At 74.6% G+C, this 20,508-nt stretch carries 20 protein-coding genes; 12 read left to right on the top strand and 8 right to left on the bottom strand.

All coding sequences use genetic code 11. The annotated features are described in order from the left end of the window. The first annotated feature begins 17 nt into the window (after positions 1-17). The 3 genes from ACFVUH_RS00915 (at position 18) to ACFVUH_RS00905 (ending at position 1,709) form a co-directional block, all read left to right on the top strand. Positions 18-215 (top strand): type II toxin-antitoxin system VapB family antitoxin, encoded by a 198-nt coding sequence (locus tag ACFVUH_RS00915; RefSeq protein WP_387910263.1) that lies wholly within the window; start codon positions 18-20, stop codon positions 213-215. Further along, entirely contained in the window at positions 208-624 is a 417-nt protein-coding gene (locus ACFVUH_RS00910; protein WP_387910262.1) for a PIN domain nuclease, read from the top strand. The genes ACFVUH_RS00915 and ACFVUH_RS00910 overlap by 8 nt, the downstream gene beginning before the upstream one ends. Positions 625-791: 167 nt before the next feature. Beyond that, a complete protein-coding gene (locus ACFVUH_RS00905) occupies positions 792-1,709 on the top strand; it encodes an SDR family oxidoreductase (protein WP_355365899.1) in 918 nt (305 codons plus the stop codon). On the opposite strand, the gene ACFVUH_RS00900 is transcribed toward ACFVUH_RS00905, so the two are convergent. After that, positions 1,700-2,752, bottom strand: a complete 1,053-nt coding sequence (locus ACFVUH_RS00900) for a helix-turn-helix transcriptional regulator (protein ID WP_387910750.1) — start codon at positions 2,750-2,752, stop codon at positions 1,700-1,702. The two genes, ACFVUH_RS00905 and ACFVUH_RS00900, sit on opposite strands and share 10 nt — an antisense overlap. A 116-nt stretch (positions 2,753-2,868) precedes the next feature. Between ACFVUH_RS00900 and ACFVUH_RS00895 the strand changes: the two genes are divergently transcribed. Together ACFVUH_RS00895 and ACFVUH_RS00890 are read left to right on the top strand one after the other, a co-directional pair. Beyond that, positions 2,869-3,087: a cold-shock protein gene (locus ACFVUH_RS00895; RefSeq protein ID WP_380679176.1), complete on the top strand. Its 219-nt coding sequence runs from the start codon at positions 2,869-2,871 to the stop codon at positions 3,085-3,087. Between the two features lie 79 nt (positions 3,088-3,166). Further along, positions 3,167-3,817, top strand: a complete 651-nt coding sequence (locus tag ACFVUH_RS00890) for a LysE family translocator (RefSeq protein ID WP_387910261.1) — start codon at positions 3,167-3,169, stop codon at positions 3,815-3,817. A gap of 25 nt (positions 3,818-3,842) precedes the next feature. Here ACFVUH_RS00890 and ACFVUH_RS00885 read toward each other — a convergent pair whose 3' ends face one another. Beyond that, positions 3,843-4,136, bottom strand: coding sequence for a hypothetical protein (locus tag ACFVUH_RS00885; protein ID WP_387910259.1), 294 nt, complete (start codon positions 4,134-4,136; stop codon positions 3,843-3,845). Positions 4,137-4,316: 180 nt separating this feature from the next. Between ACFVUH_RS00885 and ACFVUH_RS00880 the strand changes: the two genes are divergently transcribed. Then, entirely contained in the window at positions 4,317-4,613 is a 297-nt protein-coding gene (locus ACFVUH_RS00880) for a hypothetical protein (protein WP_355365914.1), read from the top strand. Between the two features lie 11 nt (positions 4,614-4,624). On the opposite strand, the gene ACFVUH_RS00875 is transcribed toward ACFVUH_RS00880, so the two are convergent. The 4 genes from ACFVUH_RS00875 to ACFVUH_RS00860 all read right to left on the bottom strand — a co-directional run bounded on the left by ACFVUH_RS00875 (position 4,625) and on the right by ACFVUH_RS00860 (position 9,856). Continuing rightward, on the bottom strand, positions 4,625-5,854 hold the full coding sequence (locus ACFVUH_RS00875; RefSeq protein ID WP_387910257.1) for an XdhC family protein: 1,230 nt from the start codon (positions 5,852-5,854) through the stop codon (positions 4,625-4,627). A 191-nt stretch (positions 5,855-6,045) separates the two neighbouring features. Then, entirely contained in the window at positions 6,046-8,418 is a 2,373-nt protein-coding gene (pucD, locus tag ACFVUH_RS00870; RefSeq protein WP_387910255.1) for a xanthine dehydrogenase subunit D, read from the bottom strand. Further along, complete coding sequence (locus ACFVUH_RS00865) at positions 8,415-8,966, bottom strand: (2Fe-2S)-binding protein (protein WP_387910748.1); 552 nt, start codon at positions 8,964-8,966, stop codon at positions 8,415-8,417. Before ACFVUH_RS00865 ends, pucD begins: the two co-directional genes overlap by 4 nt. Continuing rightward, positions 8,963-9,856 (bottom strand): FAD binding domain-containing protein, encoded by an 894-nt coding sequence (locus ACFVUH_RS00860; protein WP_355365923.1) that lies wholly within the window; start codon positions 9,854-9,856, stop codon positions 8,963-8,965. Before ACFVUH_RS00860 ends, ACFVUH_RS00865 begins: the two co-directional genes overlap by 4 nt. A gap of 372 nt (positions 9,857-10,228) precedes the next feature. Here ACFVUH_RS00860 and ACFVUH_RS00855 point away from each other — a divergent pair, with 372 nt between their 5' ends. Then, positions 10,229-11,839 (top strand): PucR family transcriptional regulator, encoded by a 1,611-nt coding sequence (locus ACFVUH_RS00855; RefSeq protein WP_387910252.1) that lies wholly within the window; start codon positions 10,229-10,231, stop codon positions 11,837-11,839. 113 nt (positions 11,840-11,952) lie between these two features. Here ACFVUH_RS00855 and ACFVUH_RS00850 read toward each other — a convergent pair whose 3' ends face one another. Then, entirely contained in the window at positions 11,953-13,077 is a 1,125-nt protein-coding gene (locus ACFVUH_RS00850; RefSeq protein ID WP_387910250.1) for an alpha/beta hydrolase, read from the bottom strand. A gap of 372 nt (positions 13,078-13,449) precedes the next feature. On the opposite strand from ACFVUH_RS00850, the gene ACFVUH_RS00845 reads away from it, so the two are divergent. From ACFVUH_RS00845 to ACFVUH_RS00830, 4 genes are read left to right on the top strand one after another with little or no spacing between them, the layout of a single operon-like run. Continuing rightward, on the top strand, positions 13,450-14,463 hold the full coding sequence (locus ACFVUH_RS00845; protein ID WP_380679236.1) for a substrate-binding domain-containing protein: 1,014 nt from the start codon (positions 13,450-13,452) through the stop codon (positions 14,461-14,463). Continuing rightward, positions 14,460-15,500, top strand: a complete 1,041-nt coding sequence (locus ACFVUH_RS00840; protein WP_380679203.1) for an ABC transporter permease — start codon at positions 14,460-14,462, stop codon at positions 15,498-15,500. Before ACFVUH_RS00845 ends, ACFVUH_RS00840 begins: the two co-directional genes overlap by 4 nt. Further along, positions 15,497-16,423, top strand: a complete 927-nt coding sequence (locus ACFVUH_RS00835) for an ATP-binding cassette domain-containing protein (protein ID WP_387910248.1) — start codon at positions 15,497-15,499, stop codon at positions 16,421-16,423. Before ACFVUH_RS00840 ends, ACFVUH_RS00835 begins: the two co-directional genes overlap by 4 nt. Beyond that, on the top strand, positions 16,420-17,526 hold the full coding sequence (locus ACFVUH_RS00830) for an ROK family glucokinase (protein WP_387790060.1): 1,107 nt from the start codon (positions 16,420-16,422) through the stop codon (positions 17,524-17,526). Before ACFVUH_RS00835 ends, ACFVUH_RS00830 begins: the two co-directional genes overlap by 4 nt. Positions 17,527-17,627: 101 nt before the next feature. Here ACFVUH_RS00830 and ACFVUH_RS00825 read toward each other — a convergent pair whose 3' ends face one another. Continuing rightward, a complete protein-coding gene (locus tag ACFVUH_RS00825) occupies positions 17,628-18,455 on the bottom strand; it encodes a hypothetical protein (protein ID WP_387910247.1) in 828 nt (275 codons plus the stop codon). A 227-nt stretch (positions 18,456-18,682) separates the two neighbouring features. On the opposite strand from ACFVUH_RS00825, the gene ggt reads away from it, so the two are divergent. After that, positions 18,683-20,473 carry a gamma-glutamyltransferase gene (gene ggt / locus ACFVUH_RS00820; protein WP_387910245.1) on the top strand — a complete coding sequence of 597 codons (1,791 nt, stop codon included), beginning with the start codon at positions 18,683-18,685 and terminating at the stop codon, positions 20,471-20,473. The last annotated feature ends 35 nt before the right edge of the window (positions 20,474-20,508 follow it).

The raw sequence follows: 20,508 nt of genomic DNA, 5'->3' as shown, positions 1-20,508 counted from the left end.
CTTCTGGGAGGTCGACCATGGCCCGTACCGTGATAGACGTCAATGACGCTCTGCTGGCCGAGGCCGCAGAGATCTTCGGCACATCGACCAAGGTCGCGACGGTCAACGCCGCCCTCGAGGACGCCGTCAAGCGCCGCAAGGGCAGGGAGTTCCTCGCGTGGCTCGCCGAGGGCGGACTGCCCGATCTCACCGGACCGGTGGACAAGGGTGAGTGAGCGCTTCCTGATCGACAAGTCGGCTTTCGCCCGCTACTCCAAGCCGGCGGTCCGGGTCGTGGTCGACCGGCTGTTCAATGAAGGGCTGCTCGCACTCTGCGGTGCCGTCGAACTCGAAATCATGCACAGTGCGCGGTCCAAGTCCGACGCCGACCGGATCCGCGAAGGCCTTTCCGGCTTCGACTGGCTGGCGACCCCGGACGAGGTGTGGGACCGGGCGATCGAGGTCCAGGCTCTGTTGACCGCCGCCGGCAACTGGCGGGCCCTCTCGGTGGCGGACCTCGTCATCGCTGCTACAGCCGAGCGCCACGGCGCGACCGTCCTGCACTACGACGGCGACTACGACATGATCGCCGCGGTGACGGGTCAGTCGACCCGGTGGGTGGTCCCGCCCGGTTCGGCGGACTGACCGACGGGCGACGGTGATCCGTTGGCGTGGCAGTCGTTCATCGTTCCACGGTTCTCGTCCCCGGTTCTTCCTGGTTCTCCCGGAATCCCGACAGGAGGTGTCGGGATTCCGGGGGAGCATCGGTGGTGACGGGTGGAGACACCACCGGACGCGAGGAAGGGCGAGGGATGACGGAGCAGCCGCTGAAGGGCAAGGTCGCGCTGGTGGCGGGGGCCACCCGGGGCGCCGGGCGGGGGATCGCGGTGGCGCTGGGGGCCGCCGGGGCGACCGTGTACGGGACGGGGCGAAGCGCCGGGGGGCACCGGGGCGAGTACGGGCGTGCGGAGACCCTGGAGGAGACGGCCGAGCTGGTCACGGCGGCCGGCGGGCACGGCATCGCGGTGCGCGCCGACCACCTGGTGCCCGCCGAGGTCGCGGCGGTGGCCGCGCGGATCGAGGCTGAGCAGGGCGGGCTGGACGTCCTGGTGAACGACATCTGGGGCGGCGAGCACCTGTTCGGGTGGGAGGAGCCGGTCTGGGAGCACGACCTGGACAAGGGGCTGCGGCTGCTGCGGCTGGCCGTCGAGACGCACGCGATCACCAGCCACCACCTGCTGCCCCTGCTGCTGCGCCGCCCCGGCGGGCTGGTGGTGGAGATGACCGACGGCACCGCCGAGTACAACGCCACCCGCTACCGGAACTCCTTCTTCTACGACGTCGCCAAGGCCGCCGTGCTGCGGATGGCCTTCGCGCTGGGGCACGAGCTGGGCCCGCGCGGGGCGACGGCGGTGGCGCTGACGCCGGGGTGGATGCGTTCGGAGATGATGCTGGAGCACTTCGGCGTCACCGAGGCGACCTGGCGCGAGGCGACGGCGGCCGAGCCGCAGTTCGGCATCTCGGAGTCCCCGGCGTACGTCGGGCGCGCGGTGGTGGCGCTGGCCGCCGACCCGGGGGTGGCGCGGTTCAACGGCGGTTCGTTCTCCAGCGGCGGGCTGGCGCTGGAGTACGGCTTCACCGATCTGGACGGCAGCCGGCCGGATTCCTGGCGCTACCTGGTGGACGTGGAGGCGGCGGACGGCCCCGTCGACCCGGCCGGCTACCGCTGAGGCGGGCCGTAGCGGGCGGCGGTGCGGGCCGCGGCCTCGGCCAGCCGCCGCCGCAGCTCCGGCGGTTCGAGGACCTCGGCCTCCGGTCCGAGCCGCAGCAGTTCCTCGTAGCCGACGTCCAGCGACTCCACGGGCAGCCGGACCGTCACCCAGCCGTGCGCGTCCGGTGGTCCGGCGGTGGCCAGCGCCTCCTGGACGGCGACCGGTTCGAGCAGGTGCGGCAGCCGGTCGAGGCCGTGCGGGCTGAGCCGGACGGTCACCCGCTCGCGCAGCAGTGAGCGGGCGAACCCGGCGGCCTTGGCGTCCCAGAACGCGGCGAGGTCGAACGCCTCGTCGCGCCGGAACGGCCGGTCGGCCAGCGCTTCGGCGGCGGCCAGCCGGTCGACCCGGTAGACCCGGTGGGCGGCGGCTCCGTCGTCGTCGGGCCGGGCGACCAGGTACCAGGTGCCCGCCTTCAGCACCAGCCCGTACGGCCGCAGCACCCGCATCCGCTCGACCGCGATCGCGTTCGCGTCCGCGTCGGCCGCCGGGGCCCCGGCCGAGGCCGAGGCCGCCTCCGGGCCGGCCCCGGGACGCCGCCGGTAGCCCGCCCGCAGCAGCCGCCCGCCCCACACCGCCCGCGCGACCTCGGCCAGCAGCGGCGGCACGGGCGCGTCGCGGAACCAACCGGGCGCGTCCAGGTGGAACCGCCGGGCCCCGGCGGCCGGCGCCTCGCCGAGTTCGCCGGCCACCTTGAGCCGGGCGGCCAGCGCCGGATCGGCGAGGCCCATGTCCCCGAGCGGACCGGGCAGTCCGGCCAGCAGCAGCACCTCCGCCTCGGTGCGGTCGAGGCCGGTCAGCCGGGTGCGGTAGCCGTCGAGCAGCCGGTAGCCGCCGGCCCGCCCGCGGTCGGCGTACACCGGGACGCCGGCCTCGGCCAGGGCCAGCACGTCACGCTGCACGGTGCGCTCGGAGACCTCCAGTTCGGCGGCGAGTTCGGCGCCGGTCATGCTGCGGCGCGCCTGGAGCAGCAGGAGCAGCGAGATCGCCCGGGCGGTGCGCATCGGCGGGCCGTCCTCCCGTTCGGGGCCGGGGCGCGCGCCCGGCCGGTTCAGCACCGATCATGGGTGCCGGGGGGTGTGCGGGCCCACGCGCCCATCACCGGAATCGAGGAGACCCGATGGCCACCGGCACCGTGCAGTCCTACCACGCGAACCACGGGTACGGTCTGATCACCCCCGACGACGACGGTCCGCCGCTGTACGTGTACTTCGACTCGATCCTGACGGCCGGCGGCGGCGACGGTGACCGGGTGCTGACCGAGGGTCAGCGGGTGGAGTACGACCCGACCGAGCAGGAAGGGCGCCGGGTCGCCGAGCGGGTGCGCCGGTCGGCCTGACCGGCCGCCGTTTTCCTGAGAATCCGCAGGTCAAAAACCGGTGCGGCCGACGATCCGTCCCCCCGTACGATGAGGGTCCATGGAAATGACGACTGCTCTCTGGTCCTTCGCCCTCGTCGTGGGACTGCTGACGCTCACCCCGGGGCTGGACACCGCCCTGATCCTGCGGACGTCGGCCCTGGGCCACCGGCGGCAGGCCTGGGGCGTGGTGCTCGGCATCCAGACCGGCACGCTGCTCTGGGGGACGCTCACCTCCGCCGGGGTGACGGCGCTGCTCACCGCCTCCCGGGTCGGCTACGAGGTGCTGCGCTGGGCGGGCGCCGCGTACCTGGTGTGGATGGGGATCGGGATGATCCGCGCCCGGGCCGGGGACGGCGACGCGGACGGGGACGAGCAGGCGCAGGGGGCGGCCGAGGAGAAGGCCCCGGCGGGCGGACTGGCGTCCGGCTGGCGGCGCGGCCTGCTGACCAATCTGCTGAACCCCAAGGTGGGCGTCTTCTACGTGGCGGTGCTGCCGCAGTTCATCCCGGCGGGGGTCCCGCACTTCGCCGCCGGGGTGGCGTTGACCTGCGTGCACGTCGTGGAGGGCCTGCTCTGGTCGCTGGTGCTGGTGGGCTTCGCCCGGGTGCTGCGCGGCTGGCTGCGCCGTCCGGCGGCGCGCCGGGCGATGGACCGGGTGACCGGTGTGGTGGTGGTCGGGTTCGGCGTGAAGCTCGCGGTCTCCGACTGACGCGGCGGGGCGGGTCTTCGGGGGCTCAGCGGCCCAGCCGCCGCAGGCCCTCGGCCAACTGCTCCGGGTCCATGCAGATGTGCATGTCGACATGGGCGTTGAACTCCAGCCAGAAGGGCTCGCAGACCGCCACCACGGCGGCCTCGTCGGGCACGTCCACGACGATGATCTGACAGCGCCGGCCGTGGCGGGGGAAGGCGTAGGCGGCCTCGGGCTTGAGGTCGGCCATGATCCGGCCGAACTTCTCCGCGACGGCGCCGTCGGCGACGGCCCCGTTGGCGGTCTGGGTGTCGAGTTCGATCTCCAGCAGCACACGCATGGCGGTGCCCCTTCCCGGGCTCGGGCGAGTCCTCGTCTCCAGCCTCCCGCCGCCGCGCGGGGCCCGCAATTCACCCGTTCGGCGGTACCGGGTTGGCCGACGCGGCGGCGAGCGGGCTGCACTGGGAGGCACCGAGCGGCGACGGACCGTCGGGCCGTCGGCAGGAACAGGAGCCGCCCCATGGCGATCATCGCGGTGCTCGACCTCCCCGGGGTGACCCTGGAGCAGTACGAGGAGGCGGTGGACCGGCTGACCGGCGGCGCCGGCCTGAACCGGCCCGAGGACTGGCCGGTGCGCGGCCTGCTGCTGCACGCGGCCGGTCCGACGGAGGACGGCGAAGGCTGGCACGTCACCGACGTCTGGGAGTCGCGGGAGGCGTACGAGCACTTCGCGGCGGTGCTGATGCCGATCCTGCGCGAGGTCGGTGTGCCGACGGCCGCGCCGCTGATCTGCGAGGCCTACAACGTCGTGAGCTGAAGCCGCACCGCTCAGGCGGCGTGCGGCTCACCAGGGCCCTCCGCCCGGCCCTTCGCCCGGCCCGCCACCCGGCCATCCGCCGGACCGTCCACCACCGCGGCGTGGTCGTGGTCGTGGTGGATCGGCCCGTCCCCGGAGCTCAGCGGCAGGCAGCCGCCGCCCCGCCGGTGCGCGACGATCTCGGCGGCGACCGAGACGGCCGTCTCCTCGGGGGTACGGGCGCCGAGGTCGAGGCCGATGGGGGAGTGCAGCCGGGCGAGTTCGGCGTCGGTCAGCCCGGCCTCGCGCAGCTTCGCCTCCCGCTCGCGGTGGGTGCGGCGCGAGCCCATCGCCCCGACGAAGCCGAGCGGCAGCCGCAGCGCGCGCTCCAGCAGCGGGAGGTCGAACCTGGCGTCGTGGGTGAGCACGCAGAGCACCGTGCGGCCGTCCAGCCGGTCCAGCTGGGAGTCCAGGTAGCGGTGCGGCCAGTCGACGACGACCCGGTCGGCCTCGGGGAAGCGCCGCTCGGTGGCGAAGACGGGCCGGGCGTCGCAGACGGTGACGTGGTAGCCGAGGAACCGGCCGATCCGCACCACCGCCGCGGCGAAGTCGATCGCACCGAACACCAGCATCCTCGGCGCGGGCACGTACGACTCGACGAACAGGGTGACGGTGCCCCGCCCGCGCTCGTCGCAGGGGCGCCCGTCGAGGCCGAGGACGAGCCGGCCGGTGCGGCCGGCGTCGAGCAGGGCGCGCGCTTCGGCGACGGCGGCCCGGTCCAGCGCGGTCGACACCGCGGGGGCGGGCGCGAGGGCGCCGTGGTGGTCGTCGGCGGTGACGGCGAGGGTGGCGCCGAGCAGTCCGGCCGGTCCGGCGACGACCCGGGCGAGCGCCACGGGGGTGCCGGCGGCGATGAGCGCGATGCCGGCGTCCAGCGCCGGGTCCGCGCCGGGCACGACCGGTTGGACGAGGACGTCCAGGGCGCCGCCGCAGGTCAGTCCGACGGCGAAGGCGTCCTCGTCGCTGTAGCCGAACCGTTCCAGCACCGGTTCGCCGGAGGCGAGGGCGGCCCGGCACAGCTCGTAGACGGCCCCCTCGACACAGCCACCGGAGACGCTGCCGACGGCCTCGCCGTGCGCGTCGACGGCGAGTGCGGCGCCCGGGTCGCGCGGGGCGCTGCCGGTGACCCCGACGACGGTGGCCACGGCGAACGGGCGGCCGGCCGCGTGCCAGGCCAGCAACTGCTCGGCGATGTCCTGCATGACGGGAGCTCCTTCGCGCTGTCGAGGGTGGGCGAACCGGGCCACCGGGGGCACCGCCGCCGTACGGGAGAACGATCCCGTACGGCGGCGGGCACCCGGGCGGCCAGGTCGCACCGTCCCGGCACCGGCCGTCCGGCGCCCGCACCGTCCCCGCGCCGTACGCTGCACCGGCGCCCGCGACCTCCCCGCGCCTACGCCGTCCCGGGCCGTTCGGTGGTCAGGTGCTCGGGCCGCACCGGGATCCGGTTCAGGGCCAGCCCGGTGGCCGCGCGGACGGCCGCCACGATCGACGGCGTGGCCGAGACGGTCGGTGCCTCGCCCACCCCGCGCAGCCCGTACGGGGCGTGCGGGTCGGGCAGTTCGAGGATCTCGACCGGGATCGGCGGGGTGTCCAGGATGGTCGGGACGAGGTAGTCGGTGAAGGAGGCGTTGCGCACCTTCCCGTCCCGCAGGACGATCTCCTCCATCACCGCGAGCCCGAGCGCCTGGGTGCAGGCGCCCTGGATCTGGCCGACCACCGCGAGCGGGTTGACCGCCCGCCCGACGTCCTGGACGGCGCTCAGCTCGACCACCTTGACCAGCCCCAGTTCGACGTCCACGTCGACCACCGCGCGGTTGGCGCAGAAGGAGTACTGGACGTGGCCGAAGCCCTGCCCGGTCTCCGGGTCGAACGGGGCGGTGGGGCGGTGGCGGTGCTCGCGGGTCAGGTCGATCGCCTCGTCGCCGAGCAGGTCGGTGATGGGGACCAGCGGCCCGGCCGACGCGGAGACGACCTTGCCGTCGGCGAGCGTGAGGTCGTCCCCGGTCCAGCCGTAGCGGCGCCGGCCGCGCTCGATCAGCTCCCGCCGCACGGCCTCGGCGGCCAGCTTGACCGCGCCGCCGGTCATGTAGGTCTGCCGGGAGGCGGAGGTGGAGCCGGCCGAGCCGATCCGGGTGTCGGCGGGCTGGATGGTCACCTGCTCGACGCCCAGCTCGGTGCGGGCGATCTGCGCGTGCACGGTGACACCGCCCTGGCCGACCTCGGCCATCGCCGTGTGCACCAGGGCGACCGGCTCGCCGCCGATCACCTCCAGCCGCACCCGCGCGGTGGAGTGGTCGTCGAAGCCCTCGGAGAAGCCGACGTTCTTGATGCCGACCGAGTAGCCGACGCCGCGCACGACGCCCTCGCCGTGCGAGGTGTTGGACAGCCCGCCGGGCAGCCGGCGCAGGTCGGGGTCCCGCGCCTCCAGCGGCGGGGGCAGCGGCATGTCCTTGACCCGCCGCAGCAGTTCGGCGACCGGCGCGGGCGCGTCGATCTCCTGGCCGGTGGGCATCCGGTCGCCCTGCCGCACGGCGTTGAGCTGGCGGAACCCGACCGGGTCCATGCCCAGTTCGGCGGCCAGCCGGTCCATCTGGCTCTCGTAGCCGAACGCCGCCTGCACCGCGCCGAAGCCGCGCATCGCCCCGCAGGACGGGTTGTTGCTGTACAGCGCGAGGGCGTGCATCCGCACGTTCGGGATCACGTACGGGCCGTTGCCCAGCGAGGCCGCGTTGCCGACCACGGCGGGCGAGGTGGAGGCGTACGCGCCGCCGTCCAGCACGATCCGGGCGTCGGAGTAGACCAGCCTGCCGTCCCGGGTGGCGCCGTGCTCGTAGGTCATCCGCGCGGGGTGGCGGTGGACGTGGCCGAGGAACGACTCGTCCCGGGAGTAGACGATCTTGACCGGTCTGCCGGTGCGCAGCGCCAGCAGGCAGGCGTGGATCTGCATCGAGAGGTCCTCCCGGCCGCCGAACGCCCCGCCGACTCCGGCCAGGGTGAGCCGGACCTTCTCCTCGGGCAGCCCGAGCACCGGCGCCATCTGCCGGCGGTCCGCGTGCAGCCACTGGGTGGCGACGTAGAGGTCGACGCCGCCGTCCTCGGCCGGCACCGCCAGCCCGGATTCCGGGCCGAGGAAGGCCTGGTCCTGCATGCCGACCTCGTAGCTGCCGCGGACCACCACGTCCGCCATCGCCCGCACCTCGTCGGTGACGCCCAGGCCGTGGACCAGCCGCTGCTCGTGGCAGATGTTGCCGTGGGCGTGCGAGCGGTACTCGTGCGGTTCGTGCACGTAGCCGTACGTCCGCGGGTCGAGGCACTGCTCCTCGGTGACGATCGGGGTGAGCACCTCGTAGTCGACCTCGATGTTCCGGGCCGCGCGCCGGGCGGTCTCCGGGTGGTCGGCGGCGACGAGTGCGACGGGCTCGCCGTGGTAGCGGATCCGGTCGATCGCCAGGGCCGGCTGGTCGGGGACGTCCAGCCCGTAGTACTTCTCGCCGGGGATGTCCTCGTGGGTGAGCACCGCGAACACGCCGGGCACGGCGAGCGCCCCGGAGACGTCGACGGAGCGGATGTTCGCCCGGGCGTGCGGCGAGCGCAGCGTCGTGCCCCAGAGCATCGACTCGTGCCACAGGTCGGAGGAGTACGCGAACTCGCCGCGCACCTTCAGCGTGCCGTCCGGGCGCAGCGGTGAGCCTCCGACACCGTGCGGGCTGCTCTGCCGGATGTCCTGCAGGTTCTTCTCGCCCTGCACGGTCCGCGCGCTCATCCGGTCACCGTCCCCTCGGCCGGGTCCGGCCGGTCCGGCCGGACCGCCCGGTCCGCCCCGTCGGCCCCGGCCCCCCGGCCCGCGCGGGTGCGGGCGGCGGCCAGCCGCACCGCGTCCATGATCGTCTCGTAGCCGGTGCACCGGCACAGGTTGCCCGACAGCGCCTCGCGGATGTCCGCGTCGCACGGCCGCGGGTCCCGGGCCAGCAGCGCGTCGGTCTGCACCAGCAGGCCGGGCGTGCAGAAGCCGCACTGGACGGCGCCGGCGTCCAGGAACGCCTGCTGGACGACGCCCAGCCCGCCGTCCCGCGCGCCGAGGCCCTCGACGGTGCGCACCTCGCGGTCCTGGACCTGGCCGGCCGCGACCAGGCAGGCGCAGACCGGCAGGCCGTCCAGGTAGACCGTGCAGGAGCCGCACTCGCCCTGCTCGCAGGCGTTCTTCGAGCCGGGCAGGCCGAGGCGCTCGCGCAGCACGTACAGCAGGCTCTCGCCCTCCCACACGTCGTCGGCCTCGACCGGCCTGCCGTTGGCGGTGAACGTGACCCTCATGCCCATGCCGCGCTCCCGGTCCGCTCGCGGTAGTCGTTCCAGGCCCAGGTGAGCGTGCGCCGCGCCATCACGGCGAGCGCGTGGCGCCGGTAGTCGGCGCTGCCCCGGACGTCGTCGATCGGGTCGGCGGCGGCGGCGACCAGCTCGCCGAACCGCCGGAGCTCCTCGGCGCCCGGCGGCTCGCCGCTGTCCCACCGGCCGCGTTCGGCGAGCACCTCCCGCAGGTACTGCTCGGCCTCGACGGCGCGCCGCGGGGTGGGGGCGGCCGAGCCGAGGCCGGTGCCGACGGTGCGGGTGCGCGGGTGCAGCGCGAGGGCGAACGCGCAGACCGCGATCACCATCGCGTTGCGGGTGCCGACCTTGGAGAACTGCTGCGGGCCGTCGGCGACCGGGATCCGCACGGCGCGGATCAGCTCGTCGGGTTCCAGGGCGTTGCGCTTCACCCCGCGGTAGAAGTCGTCGATCGGGATCAGCCGGGTGCCGCGCACCGAGTCCGCCTCGACGAGCACGTCCCGTCCGGCCGCCAGCAGCGGCGGGTGCGCGTCGCCGGCCGGCGAGGCGGCGCCCAGGTTGCCGCCGACGCTGCCCCGGTTGCGGATCTGCGGGGAGCCGACGGTGCGGGCGGCCAGCGCCAGACCGGGCAGCGGCCCGGACAGCTCGCCGATGATCCGGCTGTAGGGGACGGCGGCGCCGAGCCGGACCACCGCGCCGTCCCGCGACCACTCGGCGAGCTCGCCGACGCGGTTCAGGTCGAGGACCGCGGGCGGCCGGCGCAGACCGAAGTTCAGCTCGACCATGACGTCGGTGCCGCCGGCGACGGGCAGCGCGGCCGGGTGCTCGGCCTTCGCCGCGAGCGCCCCGGCCCAGTCGGAGGGGCGAAGGAACTCCATCCGGATGCCTCCTCACGTCGTCCCGTCCCGGCCCGGCAGGATCCGGCCGCGGGGCGTGTCCGGCACTGTCCGGCCAGTGAACCCGGTGACCTCCGCCGGGGGCAGTCACCGATGGCATGAATCCCCGGCGGCCGTGCCGTCCGGCATCCTGTACGTTCCTCCAAGGGGCCCGCGCGCGGGACGGCCGCCGCGGCCCGGCGTCCCCGCGGTCCCACCTACGACCGTAGTCCGCCCGTGATTCCCCGGCCACGGCCCGCGACCCGGGCACCCCGCGGACGTCACGCCGAGCACGGATGTTCGGGCAGACTGTGACCGCGGACCGAGCGCTCGGACCACCCCCACCCCACCCCCTGCCCCTGAAGGAGCCCGCGGATGCGTGTCCGTGACCTGCTCGCCCCCGGCGCCCCGCGCCTGCGCCTGCTCGCGGCCGAGGAGGAGCTGGACCGGCAGGTCAGCGGTGTGATGACGACCGACCTGCACGACCCCGGACGGTACCTGCACGGCGGCGAGCTGGTCCTCACCGGCATGCTCTGGCGCACCGCCCCGGCCGACTCCGAGCGCTTCGTGCGCACCCTGGCCGCCGGCGGCGCGGTCGCCCTGGCGGCCGGCGAGGCCGAGGTCGGGCCGGTCCCCGAGGACCTCGTCGAGGCCTGCCGCCGGCACCGGATGCCACTGCTCGCCGTGCCCGACGACATCGCCTTCGGCACCGTCACCGAGTTCGTCGGCCGCCAGGTCTCCGCCGACCGGGCCGCCGACCTGGCCGCCCTGGTCGACCGGCACCGGCTGCTGGTCTCGGCGGCCGGCGGCGGGGGCCTGGACGCCGTGCTCGACCTGCTCGGCGGCGACCTCGACCTCGACTGCTGGGTGCTCGGCCCGACCGGCGCGGTGATCGCCGGCCCCGCCGAACGGCTGCCCGCCGGGGACCGCGACCAGCTGGTCCGCGCCCACCTCACCGCCCGCCGCCAGCACCGCCGCCCCCCGCACCGGGTGCGCCTGGCGGCCGGCACCTACTCGCTGCTGCCCGCGCCCGCCGCCGCGCCGGCGCCGTCCACGCCGGCCCCGTCCCCGCTCGCCGACTGGGTGCTCGTGGTCGCCGGCGACGTCACCGAGTGGACCGCCAAGCGCCAGCAGCTCGCCGAGAACCTCGCCCGGCTGGTCGCCGCCGAGCGCCACCGCCGCGACGAGGGCCGCCGGCTGCGCCGCCGTCTCGCCGACGAGCTGCTCGCCCTGCTGCGGCGCGACGCCGAGCCGGCCGAGATCGGCCGCACCCTGTACGCGTCCTCGGCGATGACCGCCCGCGACGAGGGCCCCGGGTCCGGGGCGACGGCGGCGGCCGGCGCCTGGCTGGTGCTAAGCGCCGAGGGCACCGGCCTGCCCGAGGGCGCGGTGCGGGCCGTCCTGGAGGAGGCGCTGGACGGTGCCGCCGACCGCGCGCTGGTCGCCGGCGCCGGGACCGGTGCGGTGGTGGTGATGCCCGCGCCGCAGGACGGCCCGGTGGCCGCCGAGGCGCTGCGCGAGCTGCTGGCCCCGCTGGAGGCCGGGCTCGGCGCGGAGGGCCGGATCACCCTCGGCGTCTCCGCCCCCGCCCGCGAGGCGGCCGGCCTGCGCGGCGCGCTGGAGGAGGCCCGGCACGCCGGCCGGATCGCCGCCTCCCGGGCCGGCCGGGTCCGGGTCGCCGGGCCGGAGGAGCTGGCCTCGCACGTGCTGCTGCTGGCGGCCGTGCCGGACGAGGTCCGCCGGGCCTTCCGCAGCCGGCTGCTGGACACCGTGCTCGCCTACGACCTGGAGCACCAGGGGGACCTGGTCCGCACCCTGGAGGCGTTCCTGCGCTCGGACGGCTCGTGGACCAGGTGCGCCGCCCAGCTGCACGTCCACGTCAACACGCTGCGCTACCGGATCGGCCGCATCGAGGAGTTGACCGGCCGCGACCTGTCCCGCCTGGAGGACCGGGTGGACTTCTACCTGGCGCTGGAACTCGCCTAGCCGCCCGGCGGGAACGACGGCGGCCCCGGAGCGCGAGGACGCTCCGGGGCCGCTTCGCCTCGAACGGGCCGAACGGGCCGAACGGGCCGACCGGTCCGACCGGCCCGACCGGGCTACTGGACCGGGATGACGCCGGTCAGCCACTCGAAGACGCCCGGCACCATGTCCTTCCACACGTCGCTGGAGTGCGGGCCGGTGGTCTCGACCACCTGCACGGTGGTGGGCGCCTTGGCGGCGGCGGCGATCGCCTGGCCGTCCTCGTAGCCGTCGCCCTTGTTGCCGGAGACGTACAGCGAGACCTTCGGCGGCTGGGCGGAGCCCTTCAGGATGCTGACCGGGTTGTTGGCCTCGCGCAGCTTGGCGTCCTTGCCGACCAGCGAGTCCTTCTCGGTCGCCGGGTCGTTGTAGCCGGAGAGGCTGACACCGGCCCGGTAGCGGTTCGGGTGCGCCAGCGAGAGCTTGGCGGCGCAGTGGGCCCCCGCCGAGTAGCCGGCGATGCCCCAGCGGTCGGCGGACGGGTCGGCCCGGAAGTTGTCCAGGATCATCTGCGGCACGTCCCGGGTCAGCCAGGTGTCCGCGTTGACCTTGCCCGGCACGTCGGTGCAGCCCGCGTCGGTGTGGTTGCCCAGCAGCAGGGTGCGCGGGGAGACCAGGATGAACGGCGCCACCTTGCCCTGCTGCATCAGCGGCTTCAGCTGCTCGGAGACCTTGAGCGTGCCGTACCAGGTGGAGGAGGAGCCCGGGTAGCCGGGGATCAGCTCGACCACCGGGAACTTCTTGTCCTTGAACGCCGGGTCGTTGTACTGCGGCGGCAGCCAGACCAGCACCTCGCCGTCGACGCCGGACAACTGGCCCTTGAGATCGGTCTTCTGGACGTCGCCCGGCACCTTCGGGTCGTCCACGCCGCGGAAGGACTGCTGGACCTTGTTGGCCGCCGGGTGGGCCGCGTCGCCCGCCGGCGCACCGCCACCGCCGCCCGCCGGGGCCGCGGTGCCCTGGCCCGCCGCGGCCGGCTCCTGCGGCGGGACGGGGGGCACGGCCCGCACGTGGTTGCCGGTGCCGAGCAGATCGTCCCAGTTGCCGTAGATGAGGTTGGCGTTGTTGACCATGACGAACACCATGACCACCGCGGTGACCTGGCAGAACACCAGCATGGCGAGCCTGGACAGGACGCGCACCGGCTCGGGGCCCTTGACCCGGCCCCAGAACCACATCGCCACCGCGATGGAGATCGGCACGAGAACGACCGTGCAGATGAAGAATGGCGTACCTGTCAGTTGCATGAAGTTCTCGTATCCGGGTTCGAAGCCGCCCGGGCCCCACTCGCCCGGACCGCCACCTCAATGGCATCAGACGGCCTGAAACGGGGATCGGTTGCCGTCGGAATCTGTGCGGAACCTGAGAGGAACATCACGTTCACGCGAAGCCCCCCTTTTCGGGTCCGCCCTAGTCTGCCATCCTGGCGGGCTCCACCCGGACGCCGTACTCAGCGGACTCCCAGGAATCCCCCCGCAGGGCACGATACCGTCCGGACGGATCGGCCCGCCGGGCGAGGCGGTGCGAACGCGCGTCCGCGGGGAAGCGAGACTATGGGGATGAGCACAACCCGCATGAGTCCCGTCCGCCGGCTGAGGCCCGCCGCCGCCGCGCTGGCCGTCCTGGCCCTCACGGTCGCCGTCGCCGGCTGCAGCAGCACCGGAGGCAGACGCGCCGAGGAGGCCCGCGCCAAGGCCGCGGCCGCCGCCGGCGGCGCCGTCACCACCCCCCGCTGGAAGGTCGCGATGGTGACCCACGCGGGCGCCGGCGACGCCTTCTGGGACACCGTGCGCAAGGGCGCCGAGCAGGCCGCCGCCAAGGACAACATCACCTTCCTGTACTCCAACGACGCGCAGACCCAGAACCAGGTCCAGCTCGTCCAGGCCGCCATCGACCAGAAGGTCGACGGCCTGCTGGTCACCCTCGCCAAGGGCGACGCGATGGCCGACGTGCTGGCCAAGGCCAAGGCCGCCGGCATCCCGGTGATCACCATCAACTCCGGCCAGGAGTTCTCCGCGAAGTTCGGCGCGCTCACCCACATCGGCCAGGACGAGGCCACCGCCGGCCGGGCCGCCGGCGGCGCGCTGTCCGAGCGCGGCCGCAAGAACGTGCTCTGCGTGATCCACGAGCAGGGCAACGTCGGCCAGGAGCAGCGCTGCTCCGGTGCGCAGAGCACCGCCGGCGGCGCCTTCCAGGTGCTGTACGTCGACGGCGTCAACATGCCCGACGCCCGCGCCGCGATCTCCGCCAAGCTGCAGGCCGACCCGGCGATCGACACCGTGCTGACCCTCTCCGGCCCGATGGCCGCCACCGGTCTGCAGGCGATCCAGGACGCCCGCCGCCCGGTCGAGCTCGACACCTTCGACCTGGGCACCCAGGTGGTGGCCGGCCTGAAGGCGGGCACCGTCGGCTTCGCCGTCGACCAGCAGCCCTACCTCCAGGGCTACGAGGGCGTCGACCTGATCTGGCTCTACCGCTTCAACCTCAACATGCTCGGCGGCGGCCAGCCGGTGGCCACCGGCCCGCAGATCCTCACCAAGGAGAACGCGGACGCCCTCGCCGAGTACGTCGCGAGGGGGACCAGGTGAGCAGCACCGACGTCCTGGCCGCCGAGCGCCGGGAGCGCCCGGCCGCGCTGCGCCGACTGGCCGGCCGGCCGGAACTGGGCGCGCTGATCGCCGCCGCCGCGGTCTTCCTGGTCTTCGCCGCCGTCGCCGAGCCGTTCCTGCGGGTCTCCTCGCTGGGCACCGTGCTGTACGCGGCCTCCACCATCGGGATCATGGCCGTGCCGGTGGCGCTGCTGATGATCGGCGGCGAGTTCGACCTGTCGGCGGGCGTGCTGGTCACCACCGCCGCGCTGACCTCCTCGATGGTCTCCTACCAGCTCACCGCGGTGACCTGGGTGGGCGTGCTGGTCTCGCTGGCCGTCACGCTGGCGGTCGGCCTGTTCAACGGCTGGATGCTGGCGCGCACCAAGCTGCCCAGCTTCATCGTCACCCTCGGCACCTTCCTGATGCTGACCGGCGCCAACCTCGGCGTCACCAAGCTGGTCTCCGGCACCGTCTCCACCAAGCCGATCTCCGACATGCAGGGCTTCGCCTCCTGCCGCTGGCTGTTCGCCTCCGAGGTCACCGTCGGCGGGCTGACGATCAAGGCGACCGTGTGGTGGTGGCTGGGCCTGCTGCTGGCCGGCAGCTGGGTGCTGCTGCGCACCCGCTTCGGCAACTGGATCTTCGCGGTCGGCGGGGACGCGGCCGCGGCCCGCGCGGTGGGCGTCCCGGTCGCGCGGACGAAGACCGTGCTCTACCTGTTCGTCGGCTTCGGCGCCTGGGTGCTGGGGCAGCACCTGCTGTTCTCCTTCGACACCGTGCAGTCCGGCGAGGGCGTCGGCAACGAGCTGATCTACATCGTCGCGGCCGTCATCGGCGGCTGCCTGATCACCGGCGGCTACGGCTCGGTGGTCGGCTCCGCGCTGGGCGCGCTGATCTTCGGCATGGTCAGCAAGGGCATCATCTACGCCCAGTGGAACCCCGACTGGTTCAAGTTCTTCCTGGGTGCGATGCTGCTGCTGGCCGCCCTGCTGAACTCCCTGGTCAAGCGCCGTGCCGAACGGGGGCCCCGATGACCTCGCCCACCGAGTCGGCCTCGCCCGCCGCGCCGACCCCGCCCGCCGAGCTGCTCGCGCTCACCGGCGTCGGCAAGACCTACGGCACCGTGCGCGCCCTGGAGGACGTCTCACTGACCCTGCGGGCCGGTGAGATCAGCTGCGTGCTCGGCGACAACGGCGCCGGCAAGTCCACCCTCATCAAGATCATCGCCGGGCTGCACCGGCACGACGAGGGCACCTTCACGGTGGGCGGCGAGGAGGTTCGCCTGGACTCCCCGCGCCAGGCCCTGGACCGCGGCATCGCCACCGTCTACCAGGACCTCGCCGTGGTGCCGCTGATGCCGGTCTGGCGCAACTTCTTCCTCGGCTCCGAGCAGGGGTACAAGCGCTGGGGCGGGCTGCGGATCGACGCCGACGGCATGCGCGCCACCACCCGCCGGGCGCTCGCCGACATGGGCATCGACCTGCCCGACGTCGACCGCCCGATCGGCACCCTGTCCGGCGGCCAGCGCCAGTGCGTGGCCATCGCCCGTGCCGTGCACTTCGGCGCCAAGGTGCTCGTCCTGGACGAGCCGACCGCCGCGCTCGGCGTCAAGCAGTCCGGGGTGGTGCTCAAGTACGTCACCGCTGCCCGGGACGCCGGCCTCGGCGTGGTGCTGATCACCCACAACCCGCACCACGCGTACCTGGTCGGGGACCACTTCACCCTGCTCAAGCGCGGCCGGATGGCCGGCAGCCACCCCAGGGCGGAGATCGGCCTCGAACAGCTCACCACCGAGATGGCCGGCGGCTCCGACCTCGCCGAGCTCTCCCACGAGCTGTCCCGGGCCGACGCCCCCGGTCCCGGCCCCGTCGGCCCGACCGCAGGTCCCGTCGCCCCGACCGCCGATCCGACCGCCGGCCCGACCACCGATCCCGGCAAGGAGCGTCCGCAGCCGTGACCAGCCCCCACGGCGGCAACCGGCCGCCGGTCCTGCCCACCCTGCTCGGCCTCGGCCCGCGCGCCGAGCGCCGCCGCCGGGCGCTTCCCGCCGGCGTGCTGCGGCTGCCGACCATCGGCGTCGACATCGGCGGCACCAAGGTCGTCGCGGGCGTGGTCGACGGCGAGGGCAAGGTGCTGGAGAAGCTGCGCACCGACACGCCCCACAAGTCCAAGAGCCCCAAGGTGGTCGAGGACGTCATCGTCGAGCTGGTGCTGGAGCTCGCCGACCGGCACGACGTGCACGCCGTGGGCATCGGCGCGGCCGGCTGGGTCGACGCCGAGCGCTCCACCGTGCTCTTCGCCCCGCACCTCAACTGGCGCGGCGAACCGCTGCGGGAGGCGCTCAGTGCCCGGCTGCGGTTCCCGGTGATCGTCGAGAACGACGCCAACGCCGCCGCCTGGGCCGAGTGGCGCTTCGGCGCGGGCCGGGGCGAGGAGCACATGGTGATGCTGACCCTCGGCACCGGCATCGGCGGCGCCGTCGTCCGCGACGGCTACGTGGACCGGGGCAAGTACGGGCTGGCCGGCGAGTTCGGGCACATGCAGGTGGTGCCGGGCGGCCACCGCTGCCCGTGCGGCAACCGCGGCTGCTGGGAGCAGTACTCCTCCGGCAACGCGCTGGTGCGCGACGCCCGCGAGCTGGTCGCCGAGGAGTCCCCGGTGGTCCAGCCGCTGCTGGCCCGGGCCGGCGGCGCCGTCGAGGGCATCACCGGCCCGCTGGTCACCGAGGCCGCCCGGGCCGGCGACCCGACCGCCACCGAGCTGCTCTACGAGGTCGGCACCTGGCTCGGCGTCGGCATCGCCAACCTGGCCGCCGCCCTCGACCCGGGCCGCTTCGTCATCGGCGGTGGCGTCTCCGAGGCCGGCGACCTGCTGCTCGGCCCGGCCCGGGACACCTTCCGCCGCACCCTCACCGGCCGCGGCTTCCGGCCCGAGGCGGCCATCGTGCACGCCGCGCTCGGCAACGAGGCCGGGCTGGTCGGCGCCGCGGACCTGGCCCGCCAGGTCGCCCGGCGCTTTCGCACCATCAAGCGGCGGCGGGTGGAGCGCGCCGTGCCGTAGCGGCGGGGCGGGTGACAGCCGGCGAGTAACGGATAACAGCTGACAGATAACAGATGACGTTAGCTGTCAGCTGTTATCCGTCAGCTGAAAGTTGTCAGTTGTCAGCCGGCGCGCTGCCAGCGGTTGCGGCCGTTCGCGTCCGGGCCGCAGACCATCGGCGTGCCCGCGGTGGTGACGCCGGTCGCTCCGGCCGGCGCGCAGAAGGAGCCCTGGTGGACCGTCCCGGCGCTCCCGCCGGTGGACGAGCCGCCGGTCGTCGAGCTGCCGGGCGTCGAGCCGCCGGACGAACCGTCACCGCCTGTGCTGCCGCCCGTGGTGCCGCCGCTGGAGGTGGAACCGCCACCGCCCGTACCGGAGCCGCCGGTGGTGCTGCCGGCGCCTCCGCCGTCGGCGGGCGGGGCGGTGGGGGCCGCCTGGGTAGGCCTGGGGGCCTTCGAGGTCGGGGCGGGCGCTGCGGGCGGCGCCGGGGTCTGCGGGTGCGCGGCCGAGGTCGGTGCGGCCGGTGGGGCCGGCGGCGTTGCGACCGGCGGGGCGGTCGGCGTCGACTCCGGGGTCGGCTCCGGCGCCGCCGTCTCGGCGGGCGCGGGTACCGGGGCCGGGGCGGCCGTCTCGGTCGGCACGGCCGTCGGCGTCGGCGTCTCGGTGGGAGAGGGGCTCGCGGACGCGGTGGCGGCGGCCGGGGCCGACGGCTGCTCGGCGGGCTTGGGGTTGGTCACCGCGCCGATCCAGGCCAGGCAGCAGAACGCCGCCACCGCACTGCTGAGCAGCTTCCGCCAGAGCGGCCGGGCGGGCCGGGTCCAGGCGATCAGGAAGCTCGCGAAGGGGAAGACGAGGAAGCTCGCGACGTGCACGCCGCGCCGCTGCCACCAGGGGCGGAGCGGCACCGGGGGTGCGGCAGGCGGGAACGGCGGCGGAGGAGGGGGGTACACGGGGAAGTCGCGTCCTTCGGGTGCGGAAAGCGTGCGGTGCGAGCACAAGCTATCGCCCACATGAGCAGCTGTTCATTTCTTCACTCGTTTGGGTTTGAAATGTGATCGGCTGTTCGGTGAGTTCTCCCCGGGGTTGTCAACTACCCGTTGGTAGTGACGCGGCACGGTTGTCGGGGCCATGCCTCCTGTGAAACAACGGAGTTGACGTCGACTCAGAGGAGTATCGGATGAGAGCACTGGCCCGCATCGCCCCGCCGCTCCTGCTCACCACCGCCCTGGTGTGGTCCACCGCCGGACCCGCCGGGGCGGCGCCGCCGCCGGCCAAGGTGCCCGAGGCGGTCGGCTGGGGCGGGGCGGTGGCCAGCGTGGACGCCGACGCCACGGCCGCCGGCATCGAGGTGCTGCGCAAGGGCGGCAACGCCGTGGACGCGGCGGTCGCGGTCGCGGCCGCGCTGGGCGTCACCGAGCCGTACTCGGCCGGCATCGGCGGCGGCGGATACTTCGTCTACTACGACCACGCCACCGGCCGGGTGCACACCATCGACGGCCGGGAGACCGCCTCCCGCAAGGCCGACACGTCGCTCTTCCTGGAGAACGGCGCACCGCTGCCGTTCGCCGACGCCGTCACCAGCGGCCTGTCGGTCGGCGTGCCGGGCTCCCCGGCCACCTGGGAGACCGCCGTCGGACTCTGGGGCCGGCGCAGCTTCGCCGAGGCGCTGAAGCCCGCCCAGCGGATCGCCGAACAGGGCTTCACCGTCGACCAGACCTTCCAGGACCAGACCGCGCTCAACCAGGCCCGGTTCAAGGACTTCCCGGACACCGCCAAGCTCTTCCTGCCCGGCGGCGCGCTGCCCGCCGTCGGCTCCACCTTCCGCAACCCCGACCTCGCCGCCACCTACCGCCAGCTCGGCAAGGAGGGCACCGGGGCGCTCTACCGGGGCGCGATCGGCGAGGACATCGTCCGCACCGTGCAGCACCCGCCGGTCGACCCCGCCTCCGGCCGGACCGCCCGCCCCGGCCAGGTCGACGCCGCGGACCTGGCCGCGTACCGGGTCCGCCGCCAGCAGCCCACCCACGTCGCCTACCGGGACTACGACCTCTACTCGATCGCCCCCTCCAGCTCCGGCGGCACGACCGTCGGCGAGGCGCTCGGCATCCTGGAGGACGGCGAGGTCGCCGACTACGACGCCACGCAGTACTACCACCACTTCCTGGAGGCCTCCCGGCTCTCCTTCGCGGACCGCAACCGCTGGGTCGGCGACCCGGCGTTCAACGACGTGCCGACCGCGGAACTGCTGTCCGCGCGCTACGCGGCCTCCCGCGCCTGCCTGATCAGCCCCGACCGCGCGCTCACCAGCCCGGTCGCCCCCGGTGACCCGCGCCACCCGGCCGGCTGCCCGGACGCCGCCCCGGCACCCGCCGCCGAGCCCTACGAGGGCCTGAGCACCAGCCACCTCACCGTGGCCGACCGCTGGGGCAACGTCGTCTCCTACACCCTCACCCTGGAGCAGACCGGCGGTAGCGGCATCACCGTCCCCGGCCGCGGCTTCCTGCTCAACAACGAGCTGACCGACTTCAACTTCACCCCGCTGTTCCCCGGGGTGCCCGACCCCAACCTGCCCGGCCCCGGCAAGCGGCCGCGCTCCTCGCTCTCGCCGACCGTCGTGCTGCGCGACGGCGAGCCCCTGCTGGCGGCCGGCTCGCCCGGCGGCGCCACCATCATCACCACCACCCTGCAGGTGCTGCTCGGCCGCCTCGACCGGGGCCTGAGCCTGGAGCAGGCGATCGCCGCGCCGCGCGCCAGCCAGCGCAACACCGCCGCCACCCAGGCCGAGCCGGCCTTCCTGGCCCTGCCCGAACGGGCCCGGCTGGAGGCGCTCGGCCATGTGTTCACCGGCACGCCGGAGATCGGCGCCGCGACCGGCGTCGAGCGGCTGCCGGACGGGCGCTGGCGCGCCGCCGCCGAACCGGTGCGCCGCGGCGGCGGCTCGGCGGCGGTGGTCCGGCCCGCGCCGTGACGCCGGGCGGGACTGTCGGTGCCGTTCGGTAGATT

This window comes from Kitasatospora sp. NPDC058032 (assembly GCF_042885845.1).
Taxonomy (GTDB): domain Bacteria; phylum Actinomycetota; class Actinomycetes; order Streptomycetales; family Streptomycetaceae; genus Kitasatospora.
Note: the sequence above shows the minus strand (reverse complement) of the source record. Positions and strands in the feature narration are given on the sequence as shown.

Excerpts from the sequence above, each read along its gene's own strand:
- ggt (WP_387910245.1), top strand. The coding sequence starts at position 18,683 with ATGAGAGCACTGGCCCGCATCGCCCCGCCGCTCCTGCTCACCACCGCC.
- ACFVUH_RS00895 (WP_380679176.1), top strand. The coding sequence starts at position 2,869 with ATGGCCACCGGCACCGTGCAGTCCTACCACGCGAACCACGGGTACGGT.
- ACFVUH_RS00865 (WP_387910748.1), bottom strand. The coding sequence starts at position 8,966 with ATGAGGGTCACGTTCACCGCCAACGGCAGGCCGGTCGAGGCCGACGAC.
- ACFVUH_RS00900 (WP_387910750.1), bottom strand. The coding sequence starts at position 2,752 with ATGCGCACCGCCCGGGCGATCTCGCTGCTCCTGCTGCTCCAGGCGCGC.
- ACFVUH_RS00855 (WP_387910252.1), top strand. The coding sequence starts at position 10,229 with ATGCGTGTCCGTGACCTGCTCGCCCCCGGCGCCCCGCGCCTGCGCCTG.
- ACFVUH_RS00905 (WP_355365899.1), top strand. The coding sequence starts at position 792 with ATGACGGAGCAGCCGCTGAAGGGCAAGGTCGCGCTGGTGGCGGGGGCC.
- ACFVUH_RS00845 (WP_380679236.1), top strand. The coding sequence starts at position 13,450 with ATGAGTCCCGTCCGCCGGCTGAGGCCCGCCGCCGCCGCGCTGGCCGTC.
- ACFVUH_RS00885 (WP_387910259.1), bottom strand. The coding sequence starts at position 4,136 with ATGCGTGTGCTGCTGGAGATCGAACTCGACACCCAGACCGCCAACGGG.
- ACFVUH_RS00875 (WP_387910257.1), bottom strand. The coding sequence starts at position 5,854 with ATGCAGGACATCGCCGAGCAGTTGCTGGCCTGGCACGCGGCCGGCCGC.
- ACFVUH_RS00880 (WP_355365914.1), top strand. The coding sequence starts at position 4,317 with ATGGCGATCATCGCGGTGCTCGACCTCCCCGGGGTGACCCTGGAGCAG.
- ACFVUH_RS00890 (WP_387910261.1), top strand. The coding sequence starts at position 3,167 with ATGGAAATGACGACTGCTCTCTGGTCCTTCGCCCTCGTCGTGGGACTG.
- ACFVUH_RS00860 (WP_355365923.1), bottom strand. The coding sequence starts at position 9,856 with ATGGAGTTCCTTCGCCCCTCCGACTGGGCCGGGGCGCTCGCGGCGAAG.
- pucD (WP_387910255.1), bottom strand. The coding sequence starts at position 8,418 with ATGAGCGCGCGGACCGTGCAGGGCGAGAAGAACCTGCAGGACATCCGG.
- ACFVUH_RS00835 (WP_387910248.1), top strand. The coding sequence starts at position 15,497 with ATGACCTCGCCCACCGAGTCGGCCTCGCCCGCCGCGCCGACCCCGCCC.
- ACFVUH_RS00915 (WP_387910263.1), top strand. The coding sequence starts at position 18 with ATGGCCCGTACCGTGATAGACGTCAATGACGCTCTGCTGGCCGAGGCC.